The organism is Rhizobium sp. CCGE531, assembly GCF_003627795.1.
In the GTDB taxonomy this organism is placed as follows: domain Bacteria; phylum Pseudomonadota; class Alphaproteobacteria; order Rhizobiales; family Rhizobiaceae; genus Rhizobium.
On sequence record NZ_CP032685.1, the window covers coordinates 24,987 to 43,401 of the forward strand.

Consider the following 18,415-nt stretch of genomic DNA (forward strand, 5'->3'; position numbering starts at 1 on the left):
TTGGTTGGAGCCCTATTTGATCGGGCCGGCGCCGCCCGGGGCGCCCGGCAGTTCCTGGGGGAACAGCTCGTATTTGCCCTGCTTGTCCGCCGCCACCCAAAGCCGCTCGCGGATGACGGAATCTTCGGCCCAGTTGAACAGGAAGATCGGCGTACCCGGAGGAACGTTGGAGAAGCGTTTGTTGATGATGAGAGCGCCCGGATATTCGGTCAGGCCGATATTGTAGAGATGCCCGGTCGAGATCTTCTGGAACTGCTTCATCAGGGCCACGCGCTCATCATTGTCCTTCGAGGTGATGAACTTGCCGATGATATCGACCATATCCTTTTCGAAGGGCATCAGATCCAGCTGGCCGCTTTCCGGAGCGCGATGGTTCCAGCTCGTGCGCGGGCCGACCGGTGCAAGCTGCTCGGTGTTCTGCACGACCGAGGCAAGCTCAGTGGTGTTGCGCCGCACCATCCAGTCGAAGCGGCCGCTGTAGTTGGCATCGTCGCGCTTGGGGCCGACCAGCGCATTGATGATGACACGCAGGCCAAGCTTTTCCATCTGGCTGACGACGCCCTCGGCAAGGCTCTTATCGGTGGTGTAATCGGCGGTGACGAGAAGGGTGATTTCCACATCCTTGCCGCCGTTGACGCCGGCCGGGAAGTTGACGATGCCGTCGCCGTCGGTGTCCTTGAGGCCGGCTTTTGCCAGTTCGGCCTTCGCAGCAGTGAGATCGAACGGATAATAGACGGTGGAGTTGCGATCATAGAAGCTGCTGCCTGAGGACAGCCCGCCCGGATAGATCGCCGTGAACGGTCCCTTGACCAGCGATTCCCCGAGCGCCTTGCGATCGAGCGCCATGGTCACGGCCTTGCGGAAATCCTCGTTGCGGTTCAGGTCACGCACCGCCTGCGCACGCTCGTCCGGGCCGCCCCAGCCATTGGCGGAAAAATTCATCTGCAGGTTATAGCCGATGAGGCGTGGACCGAAGGCGAGGCGAGCCGGGGCATCGGGCTGCGCGGCGCGCTTCAGCGAAGCGACGAAGTTTTCCGGCTGCTCGAGGTTCGACAGGTCGCCAGAGCCGGCAACCGCTTGCACGTCGCGGTCCGCCCAGGTCGAGAGCTTGTAATGCAGCTCGTTGAGATAAGGCAGCTGATTGCCCTTTTCGTCGACCTTCCAGTAATAGGGATTGCGGCGCATGACGATGATGTCGTCGGAGCGATATTCGACCGGCACCCAGCCACCCATGACCGGCATGTTCATATATTCCGGCGGGAAGGCGTTCTTGAACTGATCGTAGGTGTTCTTGGAGTATTTCGGGTGCTGGGGCTTCAGGATATGCGACGGGCCTGGGCAGAAGCTGGGGTAGGCCATCGTGTAGAGATATTGCTTCGGGAAGGCGTCCTTGAAGGTCCATTCGATCGTGTAATCGTCGATCTTCTTGAGGGTCGTTCCCTCGCCGAACGCTTCCGGCGATGCACCGCCGCCCAGCGGCGAGACATTCGGGTCGATGACCTCGTCATCCCAGTAGAACATGATGTCGTCGGCGTTGAAGGGCACGCCATCGGACCATTTCGCCCCTTCGATCAGGTGCATGGTGAGCTTGTGGCCGTCCGGCGACCATTCCCAGCCCTTGGCGAGGTTCGGCAGCGGTTCGGTATCCTTGGCCTCGACCTGGAAGAGCGGCGCCGTGCGCGTCAGGCACTCTGAAAGGCCGATATCGATACCGCCCCAGCCCTGGGTCTGACCGGCGCCATAGTTCCAGCCTTCAGGCCGGCCGCCGATGACATGGCGCAGCGTGTCGCCATAGACGCCGATGCCGTCAGGCATGTTGCCGGTCTTGAACACGAGCGGCTCTTTCGGCAGGCGATCCTTGACGGCCGGCAGCTTGCCGGTCTTGACGAACTTCTCCGTCACCCAGGCGGGCTCGTGATATTCCGGCAGCGCCTTGAATTCCAGAATGGAGTTGCGCTCGACATATTTGATCTTTCCTTCCGCCGGAAAGACTGGCGGAACGGGCGGTACTGTCTGTTCAGCCGCGTAGGCGCTGATGGCGATCGCGGATGTGGCAATCGTCAATGCGGCCAGAAGGCCGATCGGTCGAAAATGTCTCATCTTGTTCTCTCTCCCAAATCGCGAGTGTTCCGTTTGAGGCCTCGCGTTCCTCCATTGAAACGGAAGAGGGTTGCCATGGCGGGATCTCCCCTGAAATCCCGCCACGGTCCCTATCTTCCGATCTGCGTGTTCGTCAGCCGGCCTGCTTCAGCGCGGCTTTCTCTGCCCGCAACTCCTCGATCGAACGGACATCGCGGCTTGCCGCACCCTTCCAATCGCGCGTCTTGACCTTTCCGCGCGACAGGCGCTCCTTCGCTCCATCCACGGCATGTGCGTATTGCGGCAGCCAGCGGGCTTCGGCCACGACCATTTCATCGACCATCTGCCAGACCTCCTCCGGTGTGGCGATGGCACCGACCAGTGGATCGTGCAGGACGGCAAGCTTCAGGAGGTCGATATCGCCGCTGATGGCGGCATGCACCGACATGCGCTGAACGTTGATCGAGGAAATGCAGGTGGCGGCACATGCCTCAGGCAGCGTGATGCCGGCCACCATGTTGATGCCGAAGCGATCGACGAAGCCGGGCGACTCGATGATGGCGTCGCTTGGCAGGTTGGTGATGACGCCATTGTTCTTGACGTTGAAATGGCCGCGATAGACCCGGTTGGTTTCCAGCGCTTCGAGAATATGGCTGGCATGCTCGTTCGATCTGTGGGCAGGGTCGATCGGCTGCGAGGCACTGTCGAGGATCTGCTGGAATTCCGTCTCGAACCAGTTGCGCGTCTCGGTGGAATGACGCAGGTAGCCGCCGGTCTCGCCATGGATCCAGTTCGACATATCGATCCACTTGTTGATCTCGTCGGGACGCTTGCGATACCAGGGCAGGTATTCGGACAAATGACCATTGCTCTCGGTCGAATAGACGCCGAAACGCTTCAGCACGTCAATGCGCAGCTTTTCCTGCTGTGAGAAGACTGGATGCGCCTCGAAGGCCGCGATCAGTTCGTCCTTGCCGATCTTGCGGCCGTTGAGACGCAGATCGACGAACCAGGTCTGGTGGTTGATGCCCGAGCAGATATAGTCGAGTTCGCGCTTGTCCTTCGCGCCGAGCACTTCGGCGATCTGTTCGGCGCCGTGCTGGACGCCATGGCAGAGACCGATCGTCTCGACCTTGCCGTATTCGATGGCGGCCCAGGTGTTCATTGCCATCGGGTTGGCATAGTTCAGAAACTTGGCGCCGCTCTCGGCAACGTCGCGGATATCCTTGCAGAAATCGAGAATGACCGGAATGTTGCGCTGGCCGTAGAGAATGCCGCCGGCACAAATGGTATCGCCGACGCACTGGTCGATGCCGTATTTCAGCGGAATGCGGATATCCTCGGCATAGGCCTCCAATCCGCCGACACGGACACAGCTGATGATGTAGCGCGCGCCTTCCAGCGCCTTGCGGCGATCCGTGGTGGCGGTGACGCGCGTCGGCAGCTTGTTGGCCTCGACGATCCGGTCGAGGATCGCCTTGATCATCGTCAGATTGTGCTCACTCAAGTCCGTCAGCGCGAACTCGACGTCGCGGAATTCCGGCACGCAGAGAATGTCGGTAAACAGCTTTTTCGTGAAGCCGACGCTGCCGGCGCCGATAATAGCGATTTTGAAACTCATGATCCTCACCTTCAAGTCGGTCGAACGAGCAGCAGCAGGGGAGACGACGGTATTTTTGCCCTATGATCGCAACGGTTGCGAAACAGGCCGAAATCGTGGTTTTTCCTCCAATCGCCGATCCTCAACGGCGGTCACGCGCTGTTTTCTGAGCGGAATTATGCCTATAATCATCCGGCCGAACAGAGAACAATTATGCTTTCAAGGGTAATTTTGTGCTGCAGGAATTGATCGATAATGGACAGGTCATGCGGACGGTTTCGCTGCCGCGCGGCCGCCACCGGCTGCATGCCATGCCGACCAGCGCCGGATACGAAGTCCGGCACGACGAACCCTATGATTGGGACGGGCGCCGGCGCGGCCAGACGCCGTTCACCGTGCTTCAGCACACGATCAGCGGCAGCGGTCGATTGCGCTATGAAAACCGCAACTATCGTGTGAATTCCGGCGATACGCTGCTGGTGCTCGTGCCGCACAATCATCGCTACTGGCTGGAGAAGGGGGAGCGCTGGGAATATTTCTGGATCTCGATGAATGGCGAGGAGGCGTTGCGCATCCATCGCCTGATCCTGTCCGCGGCCGGTCCCGTGTTGAAGCTGCAGCCGACAACCGTCGATCATCTGGCCGATTGCGGCTTGCGGCTCGTCAGGGGCGCCACGACGCCCGCCTCGGCTTCCGCTATCGCCTATGAGGCGGCCATGGCGCTCTATGACGACGTCTTCGGCTCGCACGCCTTTGCTGCCGATCGCTCCGCCATGCAGATCGTCATCGATCATATCGATGCCAATCTCGACAAGCCGCTTCCCGTCGATGAGCTTGCGAAGGTGAGCGGGCTCAGCCGTGCGCATTTCTCGCGGGTCTTTGCCGAAAGCGAGGGCCTGTCGCCGGCGGAATTCGTGCTGCAGCAGCGCATGCAGCGCGCGGCGAAACTGCTGACGAAGGCTGCGTTCATTCCCGTCAAGGAGGTGGCGATCATGTCGGGCTTCGATGATGCCAATTATTTTTCCAAGGTGTTCCGCCGCATCTACGGCATCAATCCGACGGAGTTCCGCACGACCGGCATGTATGCCGCGGTGCGCAGCCCGGTCGAGGAGGCGAAGAACGGGCGAAACCGATAGGTCATGCGAGGCGGCAAGCGCTGCTATCGTTCGCTGTCCGGAAAATCAAAATCCGCCAACCGGTCGCATTGCGCGACTGCGATGAGCCTGTATACATATCGCCCCGCGGCGCTGTGCCTTCCTCGCCGCGCGCCTGATTTTCAAGCAACATCTGTTCGTCCCCCGATGCGACGGGCTTAATCGATAGGATTGAATATGCGTTCTGTTGTCGCCTTCAACGAATCCTGGACGTTTCATGAAGGATTTTCGCCGGGAGATGCCGGCCGTCGACAGGAAGGAGAGAGCGTCACGCTGCCGCATACGGCTGTCGAGCTGCCCTTCAACTATTTCGACGAGAAATCCTATCAGCGCGCCTTCACCTATCAGAAGATAGTGAACTGGGACGAGGCATTCGCCGGGCGTGAGATATCGCTGATCTTCGATGCGGCCATGGCCGATGCCGTCGTCTATCTGAACGGCGAGGAGATCGTTGCCCACAAGGACGGCTATACACCCTTCGAGGCGCGCTTGACCGGTCGTCTGCGCCAGGGCGAGAACCTGATCACGGTCAAGATCGATGGCAGCGAGAACCCGGAGATCCCGCCTTTCGGCGGCCGGATCGATTATTTGACCTATGCCGGGATCTATCGTGATGTCTGGTTGAAGCTGACCGCTCCCGTCTCGGTCGCCAACATCAAGGTCGAGACTGGTGATGTCCTCTCCGATCTCAAATCCGCGACCGTACGCTGCGACATCTCCAATCCGCAAAATCTCGCTTTCAAGGGCAGGGTGACCGTTACTCTGCGATCCCGCGATGGCAAGGCAATTGCCTCGGGACAGACCGACACCTCCGCCAAGAGCGTAACGCTCGGCTTCGATGGTCTTGCGGGCATCTCGCTTTGGGATATCGACAATCCCGCCCTCTATTCCGCCGAGGTCGAGCTTGCGACCGATCACGGGACGGATCGTCACGCCACGACTTTCGGCTTCCGCACCGCGAGCTTTACCGCTGAGGGTTTTCTGCTGAACGGAAAGAAGTTGAAGCTGCGCGGCCTCAACCGCCATCAGGCCTTTCCCTATGTCGGCTATGCGATGGGCCGTTCCGCCCAGGAGCGTGACGCCGAAATCATGAAGCGCACGCTGAAATGCAACATCGTGCGCACCTCGCATTATCCCCAGTCGAAGTGGTTCCTCGACCATTGCGATCGTATCGGCCTTCTGGTTTTCGAGGAAATCCCCGGCTGGCAGCATATCGGCGATAAGGAATGGCAGCAGGAATCGATCCGCAACGTGCGCCGCATGATCGAGCGCGACTGGAACCATCCCTCGATCGTCATCTGGGGCGTGCGCATCAACGAATCCCAGGATTCTCACGATTTCTACGCCGAGACGAACCGGTTGGCGCGCGAGCTCGATCCGACGCGCCAGACCGGCGGCGTTCGCTATATCACCGAGAGCGAGATGCTCGAGGACGTCTACACCATGAATGATTTCATCCTCGGCAACGAGGAGTTGCCGGGTGCCAACCGGCCGCGCACGCCGCTGAGGCCACAGCAGGAAAACACCGGTCTTTCCAAGGACGTACCATATCTCATCACCGAATTCGGCGGCCATATGTATCCGACGAAGATCTATGACCAGGAGCAGCGCCAGGCCGAGCATGTGCGCCGGCATCTGGAAGTCCTGAATGCCGCCTATGGCGATCCGTCGATATCAGGCGCCATCGGATGGTGCATGTTCGACTACAACACGCATAGCGATTTCGGCTCGGGCGACCGCATCTGCTATCATGGCGTCATGGACATGTTCCGCGAGCCGAAATTCGCCGCTTATGTCTATGCCAGCCAATGCGAGCCCGCCGAAGAGATCGTCATGAAGCCGGTGACGATCTGGGCGCGCGGCGAGCGCAATATCGGCGGCGCTCTGCCGCTGGTCGTGCTCACAAATTGCGACGAGGTCGAGCTGCGTTACGGTTCGCTGACCAAGCGCCTCGGCCCGGATCGGGAGACTTTCCCGCACCTGCCGCATCCTCCCGTCGTCTTCGATCACCGTTCCTTCACGCCGGACGAACTCGGCGTATGGGGGATGGAGTGGGAGGATGTACATTTCACCGGCTATATCGGCGGCAAACAGGTGCTGGAGCATCATATGGTCGCTAATCCATTGCCGACGTCGCTTCAGGTGGAGGCCGATGCCGATACCCTGCGCGCGGGCGAGCGCGACACGGTGCGCGTCATCGTGCGCGCGCTCGATCAGGCTGGCTCGCGCCTGCCTTTCCTCAATGAGGCCGTCACCATCAAGGTCGATGGCCCGGCGAAGGTCATCGGCCCTGCAACCGTCGCATTCCAAGGCGGAACCACGGGCTTCTGGCTGCAGGCAACGGGAGAGGCTGGCGCCATCAAGCTCGACATCGCGTCTGCGCGCTTTGCCAACCAAAGCCTGAGCTTCACCGCGAAATAAGCGAGCTGCCGGCTCCCGTCGTCACGCGGCGGAGCCGGCAATTTCTCCCGGGATTTGCGGGATCGACTGCAGCAGCGTCTGCCGTGCCGAGGCGAGATGCTGGCGGCAGGCGGCATCGATCCTTTGCTGGTCGCGCGATTGCAGCGCTTCGATATAGTCGAGATGCTCCGCTACGGCGCGGGCATTGCGGTCGCGTGCGAAAGCCTTGTTCCACTGATAGTGATAGTGAAAAATGATGGCGATGACGTCGTAGAACTCGGTGATGAAGCGGTTCTTCGAGGCACGATGGATGAGAAGGTGAAACTTTTCGTCGAGGCGTGAGAAGTCGCGGTAATGCGCGTCGAAATCTCTGAGCAGTTCGTGGTGTTCCTGCTCGATCGCCTTGAGATTTTCCCAAGCACGATGATTGGCGGGCAGGCGGCCGAACTCGGCCGCGGAATGCAGCTCGAACATTTCCCGCACGTCAGCAAGCTCGAGCGCGAATTCGCTGGTGAAGCCTTTGAGAATCCAATGGCTGTTCGGTCGCTTCTCGATCAGGCCGAAACGGCTGAAACGAATGAGAAACTCACGGACGACGGAGGTGCCGGTGCCGATTTCGCGCGCCAGTTCCAGCTCGTTGATCTGCATGCCGGGCTGGGCTTCATCGGACATGATGCGCATCATGAAGCTGCGCTCGATGATATCGTGCAGTGAATCGGTTTCTTCCTTGGGGAAGAAATCGGCCTGGGTCGGCAGGCGCAGAACCGTCTTCTGCCGCTTGTTCCAGAGAATGATGCCGGCGTCATTTAGACGCATGAGGATCGCCCGCGCCGTGCTGCGGCTGACGCCGAGTTCGGCGGCGATTTCCGGTTCGCTCGGCAGCTCGGTATCGGGCTTCAGGCGGGCCGCATAGCGATTGTAGGCCTCCTTGAAGAGCGTGTTTTGCCTTGCCATTTCCCCCTCGCGTATCATCGCCGCTCTTTGCCGGCGGCGCTGTCTGAACCATGTCCTGGTGGCAGTCAATTGCAGGAGTTCTGTCGAAACCACTGTTTCCGCCGTCTCCCGTGGCAGTCCCCGTGATTTCCTCGTTGACACCAAAATGTTTATTGTAGATAAAAAACAAAATCAATGGCGATGGATGTGGAGCGCTTCCGTTAACGCCACCGAAATTGAAATGACCGTCATCACAAGGGAGAGGTGATGCAGAGAAGAACAATCGGCGGGACGGGCCTTGAGGTCACGGAGATCAGCTTCGGCGCTGCGGCGCTGGGCGGCCTCTATCGCTCCTGCCCCCGCGACCAGGCGATGGAAACCCTGCAGGCGGCCTGGGACAGCGGCATCCGCTATTTCGACGTGGCGCCCTGGTATGGCTTCGGTCTTGGCGAGCGCCGCGTCGGCGATTTTCTGCGCGATCAACCTGAGAACAGCTATGTGCTGTCGACCAAGGTCGGTCGACTCATGCGGCCGGTGCCGAGCGACAAGGTGCCGGATTACGGCTACATCGACCCACTGCCTTTCGATGCCGACTATGATTATTCCTATGACGGCATCATGCGCTCGGTCGAGTTCAGCTATGCGCGCCTCGGGCTCAATCGCATCGATATTCTCTATGTCCACGACATCGGCGGCTATACCCACGGCAAGGCGCTCAACGAGCACTATCTCGGCCAGCTCTTGGGATCCGGGTTGAAGGCTCTGGAGGAGCTGAAATCATCCGGGGCGATCAAGGCTTATGGCCTTGGCGTCAACGAGGTGCCGGTCTGCCTGGACGTAATGCATGCGGCCGATATCGACTGCATTCTGCTGGCGGGCCGTTACACGCTGCTGGACCGCTCGGCCGTTGCCGAGCTGTTGCCGCTTTGCGAGAAGAAGGGGACATCCCTGGTCGTGGGTGGTGTCTTCAATTCCGGCATTCTGGCGACAGGTCCGGTACCCGGCGCGCATTTCGACTATCTGCCGGCTACACCGGATATCCTCGCCAAGGTTGGGGCGATGGAGGAAATCGCCCGCAAGCATGGCGCTCCGCTCGCCCAGCCGGCGCTTCAATTCCCGCTGCGCAGTCCTTGCGTAGCTTCGGTGCTGATCGGCACCGCGAAGCCGGAAAGTCTTGTCCGCAACATGCAGCTCGTGGAGCCCCGCCTTCCCGACAGTCTCTATGCGGAATTCGAAGGATTAACCCTGGTTGCGCCTCCTTTGGGAGCCGAAGCCGTCCGGGTCTAGCAATTCCAGGAAAAGTGCGAAGCGGTTTTCCTGGAATTGCGTTGAAATAACAGATGGAGCGATTTTGCAATTCCGTGAGATGCTAAACCGCTTCGACAGATTGGGAGCTACCGAGCTGTCCGGAGAGACGGCTCGAGCAGGAGGAAAGCCTGTTTTGGCGTCGGTGGCTTTTCCGCCGCGCGATGCGTGACGCCGCAAGGCGTCGCGATGCCAACCGTAAGCGTTCAGCGGCAGGTGTGCAGGAGAGAGAACGCGTTGAGAGGAGAAGCAGATGAAAATTGCCAAGTCACTTTTGTCCCGCCGCAGCTTTGCCGGCCTTGCCGGTGCTGCCGTCATCGCCATGGCGATGCCCATGCAGTCCTTCGCGGCCGACGTGACCATCCCGATTATCGTCAAGGATACGACATCCTTCTACTGGCAGATCGTTCTTGCCGGCGCTCGCCAGGCAGGCAAGGATCTCGGCGTGAAGGTGCCGGAGCTCGGCGCTCAATCGGAATCCGACATTAACGGCCAAATCAGCATTCTCGAAAACGCCGTTGCCGGCAAGCCGGCCGCCGTGGTCATTTCACCGACGGAATTCAAGGCGCTCGGCAAGCCCGTGGATGAAGCCGCCAAGTCCGTGCCGGTCGTCGGCATCGACTCTGGCGCCGATTCCAAGGCCTTCGTCTCGTTCCTGACCACCGACAACGTCCAGGGCGGCCGCATCGCCGCTGATGGTCTTGCCGCCGCAATCAAGGGCATGACCGGCAAGGAAGAGGGTGAGATCGCCATCATCACCAGCCTTCCAGGCGTCGGCTCCCTCGATCAGCGTCGCCAGGGCTTCCTGGAAGAGGTCAAGAGCAAATATCCGGGCCTCAAGGTCGTTGCTGACAAGTATGGCGATGGCCAGGCAACCACCGGCCTCAACATCATGACCGACCTGATCACGGCCAATCCGAAGCTCGTCGGCGTCTTCGCCTCCAACCTGATCATGGCGCAGGGCGTCGGCCAGGCCATCGCCGAAAACAAGCTCGGCGACAAGATCAAGGTCATCGGCTTCGACAATGACGACAAGACCGTCGGCTTCCTGAAGTCGGGCGTACTTGCCGGTCTCGTGGTGCAGGACCCCTATCGCATGGGCTATGACGGCATCAAGACGGCGCTCGCCGCTTCCAAGAAGGAAAAGGTTGCTGCCAATGTCGACACCGGCGCCAACCTCGTCACCAAGGCGAACATGAGCGATCCGAAGATCGACGCCCTGTTGAATCCGAAGGTCAAGTAAGCTTGAGGCCGCGCCCGAGGGATCGGGCGCGGCCTTTTCGTCTGGCCGCCCCGAGGCGGCCGAGCGGAGATGCGAGAGGGAGGAGACGCCATGACGAGCCTTGAAGAAATCAGCCATCGGCACGATGACACCGTCAAAACGGAAGCAAACCGCATTCCGGCGGGCTCGCCGATCCTTGAACTTAAAGGGCTGCAGAAGCGCTATGGCTTTGTCGAGGCGCTGAAGCCCGCGACGGTCACGTTTCTGGCCGGGGAGATTCATGCCATCGTCGGCGAAAACGGTGCCGGCAAATCGACGCTCATCAAGCTCCTGACCGGCGTGATCACGAGGACGTCAGGCGAAATCTTCTGGTGCGGCCATCCGGTTGCGCTCGCGACGCCGAATGAGGCGATCGCTCGCGGTATCAATGCCGTGCATCAGGAGGTGGTGCTTTGCCCGCACCTCACGGTCGCGGCTAATCTTTTTCTGGGTGACGAAGTCAACAGTTTCGGCCTCATGCGCAAGAAGCGGATGGTGGCCATGGCGCAGACCGTGCTCGATGATCTCGGCTTCGGGCTGCCGGCCGGCGAACTGTTGAGCTCGCTCACCATCGGCCAGCAGCAGCTGGTCGCGACGGCCAGAGCCGCGATGCGCGGCACGCAATTCCTGATTTTCGACGAGCCGACCGCCTATCTCACCCGTCAGGAATCGGCGCAATTGTTCAAGCTGATCCGTCGGCTGCAGAGCGATGGCGTGACGATCGTCTATATCAGCCATCGCATGGAAGAGGTGTTCGAACTCGCCGATCGGGTCTCCGTGCTGCGCGACGGCACGCATGTCGGCACCCGCGCGATTGCCGAAACCAACGAGGACGAGTTGATCAAGCTGATGATCAATCGCTCCATCGAGCAGATCTACCACAAGGAAGAAATTCCGATCGGCGACACCATCCTCGAGGCGCGCGGCCTTTCCGGCCCCGGTTTCGAGAATGTTTCGCTGAGCGTCCGTGCCGGCGAGATCGTCGGTCTTTACGGGCTGATCGGTGCCGGCCGCAGCGAATTCGCTCTCGGTCTATACGGGCGTCAGCCGCTCTCTTCGGGGGAAATCCACTGGCGGGGCAGCAAAGTCGACATCCGCAACGAGCGCGACGCGATGGAGCTCGGTATTGCGCTGGCGCCGGAAAGCCGACGCGATCAGGGGCTCTGCCTCAACCTGCCGATCGGCCTCAACATCAATCTGCCGGTGTTCAGGCGGCTGAGCCGCGGCCCGATCATCGACAGGAAGAGCGAATCCGCCAACGCCGACAAGCAGATCCGCGATCTCAGCATCAAGACGCCGAGCCGGCGGGTTCTGGTCTCCGCCATGTCCGGCGGCAATCAGCAGAAGGTGGTCATCGGCAAATGGTTGAGCTATGGCGCCAAGCTTTTCATTTTCGATGAGCCGACGGTCGGTGTCGATGTCGGGACGAAGGCCGAGATCTATCGGTTGTTCGCCAAGCTGCTTCGCGATGGCGCCGGCATCATCGTCATCTCATCCTACCTGCCCGAGGTCTACGAGCTCGCCGATCGCCTGCACGTCTTCCGCCACGGCCAGCTGGTCGCCAGCCATGATTTCCACGCGGCAACGCATGAGGAAGTCCTTGGCGAGGCGATCGGCGTCTGAACAACAAACAAGTCGAAAGAGGGAGAACAAAAAAATGGCCGCGAATACGACAGAAGGCCCGACGGTTGCGCCGCGGCGCAAGATGAATATCCTCTTCAGCTTGACGCTGATCCTGCTCCTGCTGGCGCTCTGGGTTCTCCTGGGCTTCTGGACCGACAAGTTCTGGACACCGCTCAACATCACCAATCTGATGCGCCAGGGCTCGATGACGGCCATTCTTGCGCTCGGCCAGACCTTCGTCATCATCACGGCGGGCATCGACCTCTCCGTCGGCGCGATCGTCGGCTTTTGTACCGTCATCGTCGCCTGGCTGCTCCAGGCCGGGTTTCCGGTATGGGCCGCCATCCTCATTACCCTGCTGTTCGGGGTCCTGATCGGGGCGTTCCACGGCTTCGGCATCGTGCGCATGGGCCTGCCGCCCTTCATCATCACGCTGGCGACGCTGACCTCACTGCGCGGCATCGGCCTGCTCATCACCAACGGTTCGACGATCAATATCGTCAATGACGATTTCACCAATTTCGCCGTTTCGGAGTTCCTGGGGATTCCGAGCCTGTTCTGGATGGTGATCCTGGTGGCGATCCCAGCCGTCATTTTCCTGCATCTGAGCCGCTGGGGTCGCTACCTTTTCGCCGTAGGGTCCAATCGGGAAGCAGCCCGGCTTTCCGGCGTCAACGTCAACTGGATGATCTATCTCGCCTATATCCTGTCGGGGACCTGCGCCGCCTTCGTCGGCGTTCTGCTTGCCTCGCGCATCGCGATCGGCAATGCCACCCAGGCCGATGGCTGGGAGCTACAGGCAATCGCTTCGTCGGTCATCGGCGGAACCAGCCTGTTCGGCGCGGTCGGCTCCGTCTATGGCCCGCTGATCGGCGCGTTCATCCTGGCGACCATCAACAACGGTGCCAATCTCTTGAACCTGAATTCCTTCTGGCAGCGCATCATCACCGGTGCCCTGATCATCGTCATCGTCTATTTCGATCAGCTGCGGCGCCGGCGGCTTTAGAGCAATTCCAGGAAAAGTGCGGAGCGGTTTTCCGTCCGGAATTGCGAGGAAACAAAGAAATAGAGCGGTTCGGCGATTTCGTGAAAGGCTGAACCGCTCTGGTCCGCTGCCGCCGATCGAGAGACAGCCCGCTATCAGGCTGGCGAGGGACGGGTCCTTCGCCAGCTGAAGTTCCGCAACAGGTTGCGCAGCGGCTTTTCAACCAGCTCATAGGCAAATATCCCAAGCACGGTGCCCGCAATAGCGCCGACGAAGGCGACCACATCGGAAGGGATCGGTGTCGATGTCGCGAGCTTTACCACGACTGAGATTGCAAGCGTGTGCCACAGATAGATGGAGTAGGAGCCGTTGCCGAGATAGGTGAGCGGCGCAATCTGTGGCAGCCTGCCGCTGCGCTCGACCGAAACCATGCCCAGTACCAGCGCTACGGCGAGCGGACCGCAGGTTATCTCGTTGAATTCGAGGCTGAGAATTTCAATGGCTGCAAAACCGCCAATCGCCGCGACCATGAGCGTCAGGCCAAGGCCGAAACCGGGGATATTTCCCTTCAGCCAGAGCTGCCCGAGAACCGCACCCGCCACGAATTCGAGAATGATCGGCCTGGTATAGGTGACAAGCAGCGGCGATTGCGGGTGGATGATCGCGCCGACGATGACGAAGGCGAGAAAGACGCCGATCAGGCTGCCGAGACGCAAACGCCGCGGCAGGAACAGGCAGGCCGCGAAGATGACATAGAAGAACATCTCGAAGTTCAGCGTCCATCCCTGAACCAGGACCGGCCAGATCTCGTTGCTATCGTTTGGCGAGCGGACTGGAATGAACAGCAGCGAACCGAAAATATGGCTTGCCGTCAGCTTGAGGTTCGGAAACAGGCCGACGACTGCCCCGCCGATCATGATGGCCGTGACGATCCAGTAGGACGGCGCGATGCGCTGCAGGCGATCCAGCACGAAGCGCAGCGGCGTCACCGGACGGCGTTCGCTCATGGTCCACATGATGAATCCGCTGATGACGAAGAAGACGTCGACGCCGGCAGCCCCGATACGAAAATGGCCGCCGCTGCGCTCGGCGGCGTGAAAGAACACCACGGCGAGCGCGGCAAAGGCACGGAGGTACTGGATACCGAAGAGTGTCTTCATTGGCCCGTCCGCGGCTCCCAGTTTACAGGCGTCGCGAATTGCATCCGGTCATCGCTGGCGGGCAGTGGCGCGTTTACGCGCGCTCGCGCTCGCACGGAGAGTTTTCCCGCCGTGTAATAGAACAGGAAGGAGCCGACATGATACGGATTGAGGATGTCGATCTCCACGAACGAGCGGATCAGCAACAGAGTAGCGACACCCAGAAGGATGTAGGACTCATCATTCCTGATGTCGCTCAGGAAGCGGCTGATGTGGCCGATGAAGGCGGTCAGCAGGATCGAGGCGAGCAGGAATACGCCGACGAGCCCCGTTTCCACCGCGGTTTCGATATAGGTATTATGGAAATGGAAGCCGGCCCGCGAAGCGATGAAAAACTCATCCCACAGTCGTTCTGGTTCGGAGAACCCCTGGACCCAATATGCCTGATAGCCGATCCCGAAGAACGGGTTCTGCTGCGCGGCGGCGATGCCCTGCTGCCAAAGATAGGTGCGCCCGGTGAGGGTGGAATCCTTGCCGAAGGCGCCAAGCACAAGATCGACCGCACCGAGATAGACCCCGGCGACTGCGAGAACGACGCCGGAGATGGCCACGGTCACAAACAGCCTTTTGCGCTGCTTTGGCGACAGGTAAAGGATGACGCGCAGGCTCGCGCACAAGATCACGACCAGCCCGGTCGTCAGCACCGAGGTGGCCGATTGCGAGGCGAGCAGGCAATAGGCGGACAGCAGGCCGGCAATGCCCCCACCCAGCATCCAGATTCGCCGTTCGCCAAGAACGAAGACGGCGGCAAAGGCGAAATAGATGCCGATCGAAGCATAGAAGCCGAGCTGGTTCTTGGAGTCGAAGGCGCCGACGAAGCTGTAGGTTCCGTCGATCGGATCATAGGCATAATAGCCGAACAATATCGAATAGATGAGCACGATGCCGGTGCCGGCGATCGCGCCGCGCGCCAGCGTGCGGATATCGAGCGTGCGCATGGCGACCAGGGCGCAGAAGATATGCGTCATATACTGGATCGCCGCGCGCGCCGTCACGGAAGGCACGACCGACCAGAAGATCGACAGGCAGGTCAAGACGCCGAAGGCGAAAAGCCAGAGCTGCCTGTGGTAGCTGCCGAGCACGTTGCGATAGTCGATCATCACAAGCGGGAACCAGAGCGCGTAATAAAGCAGGATCGCAGGCTGGCCGAAGCGCGAGGAATAGGCAAAGACGAAGAAGGAGAGAGCAATCGCCACCATGCCATAGGTGGCGTTACTGCCTGGACGGACGAAGATCGATTTGGCTATCCGCATCGACTTTCCTTATCGCATGGCAAGACCGGTGCTGATCTTGATTAGATCACCGGGCAATACCTGCGTATTCTCCTGGGCCTGGATTTCCTTCGACTGGCCGTTCTCGTCACGAATGATCGTGTAGGTGATGCTCACACTCTGGCCGCTGGGATCGAGGTTGCTTGCGTCCGAGGATTGGGCAAGTGCTTCCTGCATCAGCGACTGGCTGGTCGAGAGCTTCAGCTGCAGGGTTTCCAGCTGCGTATCGGTATCCTGCATGTCTTTGGCCAGCGAGCTCTGCCAGTCGTTATGAACCGTATTCTCGTCCTGGGTGGCCTTGTTGATGTCCTGCTTGGCTTTCAGCGATGCCGTTTCCGTATCGAGAAGGGTTGCCTCCAGATCGGATGCGCGCTGTTCGGCGGAGATCCGGCGGGACGCAAGTTCAAGCCCCCGTTCAGCCAGGCTCTCGACCTTGTCGCGGTCGGCCTTTGCCAAATCCAGCTGACGGCTTTGCGTATCGTTCTTTTTCGAAAGCGCTTCGACTTCGTTCTGCAGAAGGGTTCTCAGATCTTCCAGTGTCTGCAGCTGGTTCTTCATGCGCTCGCTGCGGGTCTGCATCAGCGCCCGCTCGCTTGCAAGCACACTTTCCGCTTGCGGCGTCTGCTTGAGTTCCGGGGGGACGTCGATTTCGTCCTTGCCGGCCAGTTCGGCCAGCAGGCGCGCCTTGCGCATCAGAAGGCGGCCGCGCTCGGCCATGTAGACGACGGCGTCGCCCTTGGCATTGATGAAATCCCTTGCGAAACGCTGGCCGGCATCGGCGCGACGCATGCCGCCCCCAAGGCTGACGGCCTTGAGCACGGTGAGGTTCGGCGCGAAGGGATATTCGCCCGGATTCTGCACCTCGCCTGAAAGATAGATCGGGCGGAACTGGGAGAGTTCGACCGAGGCAGAGGGGCGATCACGCAGCCCGAACTGCTTTTGCAGCCCGAGGCCGATGGCCTCTGCGATCTGATCCGTGGTCTTGCCGACCGCGGACATGTCGCCGATGAAAGGAACGGAGATCGAGCCGGAGGGGCCGACTGTGTAGTCGCCAGAAATCGAGGACCAGTCGCGAACGGCGCCTTCGGCGGTCTGCCATTCGGCAACGCGCACATGCAGCTTGTCCATGACACCCAAATGATATCCTGGAAGATTTTCGGCTGAAGCCGAGACGGACGCTGCGCAAAGGCTGAGAGCGACGAAAGCTGCGCATCGAAGAGATGTATTCACGCGAACAAGCCTCTTGAAAGGCCGAAATTCAATCATGCAGGATCTTCCCTGTTAGTGGTTGGCAGCCCCGCCGAGCGCGGGAAAACCGCAGGAGATGACCCGCGGTATCTGCCGGTCATCATCAATAGCTGCCGCGCGAGAGGCAGACCGCAGGAATGGTTTTGGCGATGATCATCATGTCGCTGCTGAGCGACCAGTTCTTCACATAATGCGTGTCGAAGGCGACACGGCTGGCATAGGAGACGTCATTGCGTCCGCTGACCTGCCATAGGCCGGTCAGGCCGGGGCGGGACTGCAGATAATAGATCGCGGCGGTCTCATAGAGCTCAAGCTCGTCCTCCACGACCGGCCGCGGCCCGACGATGCTCATTTCGCCGCGGATGATGTTGATCAACTGCGGCAGCTCGTCGAGGCTGAGCTTGCGCAGCACGGCCCCGATGACGGTGACGCGGGGGTCGTCCTGCAGCTTGCGCGTTGCGCGCCATTCTTCCATCGCCTTCGGATTGGCTTGCAGATGAGCCTGCAGAACCTTGTCGCCGTTGACGACCATGCTCCGGAACTTCATGCAGCGGAAGCTCTTGCCATTATGGCCGATGCGGCGATGGCCGTAAAACGCGGGACCCTGGTCCGTAAGTTTCACCAGCAGCATCAGCATCAGGAAGAGCGGGCTGATGAGAACCAGGGCGGTCATTGCGGCGGAGACGTCGAAAACGCGTTTCAATACTCCACCAGTTGGCGGAAAGACGTCACTTTCCGCGGCGCTGAAAAAAGCCGATGTGGCCGATCTCGTCGCAGACTTCATAGAGAAAACTCCATTCATGTTGACGATTGGTCGGAAATTCTCGGACGCGTAATTAGAGCCGGGACGAACGGAGTGTAGGTTGGGAATTGGACTTTTTAAGCCAAACTTTTGTAGCGATATGGCATGGCGGTATATATTTACCGCATCGATGGTGACTTGGTTTAAATCAGTGATCGGCAATGGATGGGTTGTACTGTATCAAACCTCGTATAATGGCAGGGTTGATAGCTCTACCGCCTCATAGTCGACAGTTTCCAAGGATGTTATAGGCGACGGACAGTAAGTTGTTCATTATCATTGGCTTCGAAAGCTTGTGATCGTTCTCCCCTCAGCTATATGCTATCTTGATGCCATCTTGACTTCTTCACAGGATATATTGCAGTGCAGCAATATTTTGCGGCGCACATACTGATGGCGGCTTTTCCAGGACTTTGTAATAAAAGTTGATTGAATTGACGAGGAAGCCAGAGGCATGTGGCTGACCGCATCTGTCGCAATAATTGTATATTGGCGATATATATCCATATAATTGCAAAGAGAAAGATGAACAAATTCAATTGTAATTATAATCGA

At 59.7% G+C, this 18,415-nt stretch carries 13 protein-coding genes; 6 read left to right on the forward strand and 7 right to left on the reverse strand.

The genetic code is table 11. The annotated features are described in order from the left end of the window. Positions 1-12: 12 nt before the first annotated feature. On the reverse strand, positions 13-2,100 hold the full coding sequence (locus CCGE531_RS19665; protein WP_120667034.1) for an ABC transporter substrate-binding protein: 2,088 nt from the start codon (positions 2,098-2,100) through the stop codon (positions 13-15). A 133-nt stretch (positions 2,101-2,233) separates the two neighbouring features. After that, positions 2,234-3,700, reverse strand: a complete 1,467-nt coding sequence (locus tag CCGE531_RS19670) for an alpha-glucosidase/alpha-galactosidase (RefSeq protein WP_120667036.1) — start codon at positions 3,698-3,700, stop codon at positions 2,234-2,236. A 245-nt stretch (positions 3,701-3,945) separates the two neighbouring features. On the opposite strand from CCGE531_RS19670, the gene CCGE531_RS19675 reads away from it, so the two are divergent. Both CCGE531_RS19675 and CCGE531_RS19680 read left to right on the forward strand, forming a co-directional pair. Beyond that, positions 3,946-4,815, forward strand: a complete 870-nt coding sequence (locus tag CCGE531_RS19675) for an AraC family transcriptional regulator (protein ID WP_245459309.1) — start codon at positions 3,946-3,948, stop codon at positions 4,813-4,815. Between the two features lie 195 nt (positions 4,816-5,010). After that, positions 5,011-7,254: a glycoside hydrolase family 2 TIM barrel-domain containing protein gene (locus tag CCGE531_RS19680; protein WP_120667040.1), complete on the forward strand. Its 2,244-nt coding sequence runs from the start codon at positions 5,011-5,013 to the stop codon at positions 7,252-7,254. Between the two features lie 21 nt (positions 7,255-7,275). On the opposite strand, the gene CCGE531_RS19685 is transcribed toward CCGE531_RS19680, so the two are convergent. Then, a complete protein-coding gene (locus CCGE531_RS19685) occupies positions 7,276-8,187 on the reverse strand; it encodes a GntR family transcriptional regulator (protein ID WP_120667042.1) in 912 nt (303 codons plus the stop codon). Positions 8,188-8,433: 246 nt separating this feature from the next. Between CCGE531_RS19685 and CCGE531_RS19690 the strand changes: the two genes are divergently transcribed. From CCGE531_RS19690 to CCGE531_RS19705, 4 genes are all read left to right on the forward strand, one after another. Further along, positions 8,434-9,453, forward strand: a complete 1,020-nt coding sequence (locus tag CCGE531_RS19690) for an aldo/keto reductase (RefSeq protein ID WP_120667044.1) — start codon at positions 8,434-8,436, stop codon at positions 9,451-9,453. A gap of 271 nt (positions 9,454-9,724) precedes the next feature. Beyond that, positions 9,725-10,714 (forward strand): ABC transporter substrate-binding protein, encoded by a 990-nt coding sequence (locus CCGE531_RS19695; protein ID WP_120667046.1) that lies wholly within the window; start codon positions 9,725-9,727, stop codon positions 10,712-10,714. A 90-nt stretch (positions 10,715-10,804) separates the two neighbouring features. Then, complete coding sequence (locus tag CCGE531_RS19700) at positions 10,805-12,355, forward strand: sugar ABC transporter ATP-binding protein (RefSeq protein ID WP_120667048.1); 1,551 nt, start codon at positions 10,805-10,807, stop codon at positions 12,353-12,355. A gap of 34 nt (positions 12,356-12,389) precedes the next feature. Next, complete coding sequence (locus tag CCGE531_RS19705; protein WP_120667050.1) at positions 12,390-13,361, forward strand: ABC transporter permease; 972 nt, start codon at positions 12,390-12,392, stop codon at positions 13,359-13,361. A gap of 134 nt (positions 13,362-13,495) precedes the next feature. Here the strand turns inward: CCGE531_RS19705 and CCGE531_RS19710 are convergent, their stop codons facing one another. The 4 genes from CCGE531_RS19710 to CCGE531_RS19725 form a co-directional block, all read right to left on the reverse strand. Beyond that, positions 13,496-14,500, reverse strand: coding sequence for an acyltransferase (locus tag CCGE531_RS19710; RefSeq protein WP_120667052.1), 1,005 nt, complete (start codon positions 14,498-14,500; stop codon positions 13,496-13,498). Continuing rightward, the gene (locus CCGE531_RS19715) at positions 14,497-15,792 is read right to left on the reverse strand and encodes an O-antigen ligase (RefSeq protein WP_120667054.1); all 1,296 of its coding nucleotides are present in this window, start codon (positions 15,790-15,792) and stop codon (positions 14,497-14,499) included. The genes CCGE531_RS19710 and CCGE531_RS19715 overlap by 4 nt, the downstream gene beginning before the upstream one ends. Positions 15,793-15,801: 9 nt before the next feature. Beyond that, the gene (locus tag CCGE531_RS19720) at positions 15,802-17,076 is read right to left on the reverse strand and encodes a polysaccharide biosynthesis/export family protein (protein WP_120667056.1); all 1,275 of its coding nucleotides are present in this window, start codon (positions 17,074-17,076) and stop codon (positions 15,802-15,804) included. 85 nt (positions 17,077-17,161) lie between these two features. Further along, positions 17,162-17,842, reverse strand: coding sequence for a sugar transferase (locus tag CCGE531_RS19725; protein ID WP_120667058.1), 681 nt, complete (start codon positions 17,840-17,842; stop codon positions 17,162-17,164). Between the last annotated feature and the right edge of the window lie 573 nt (positions 17,843-18,415).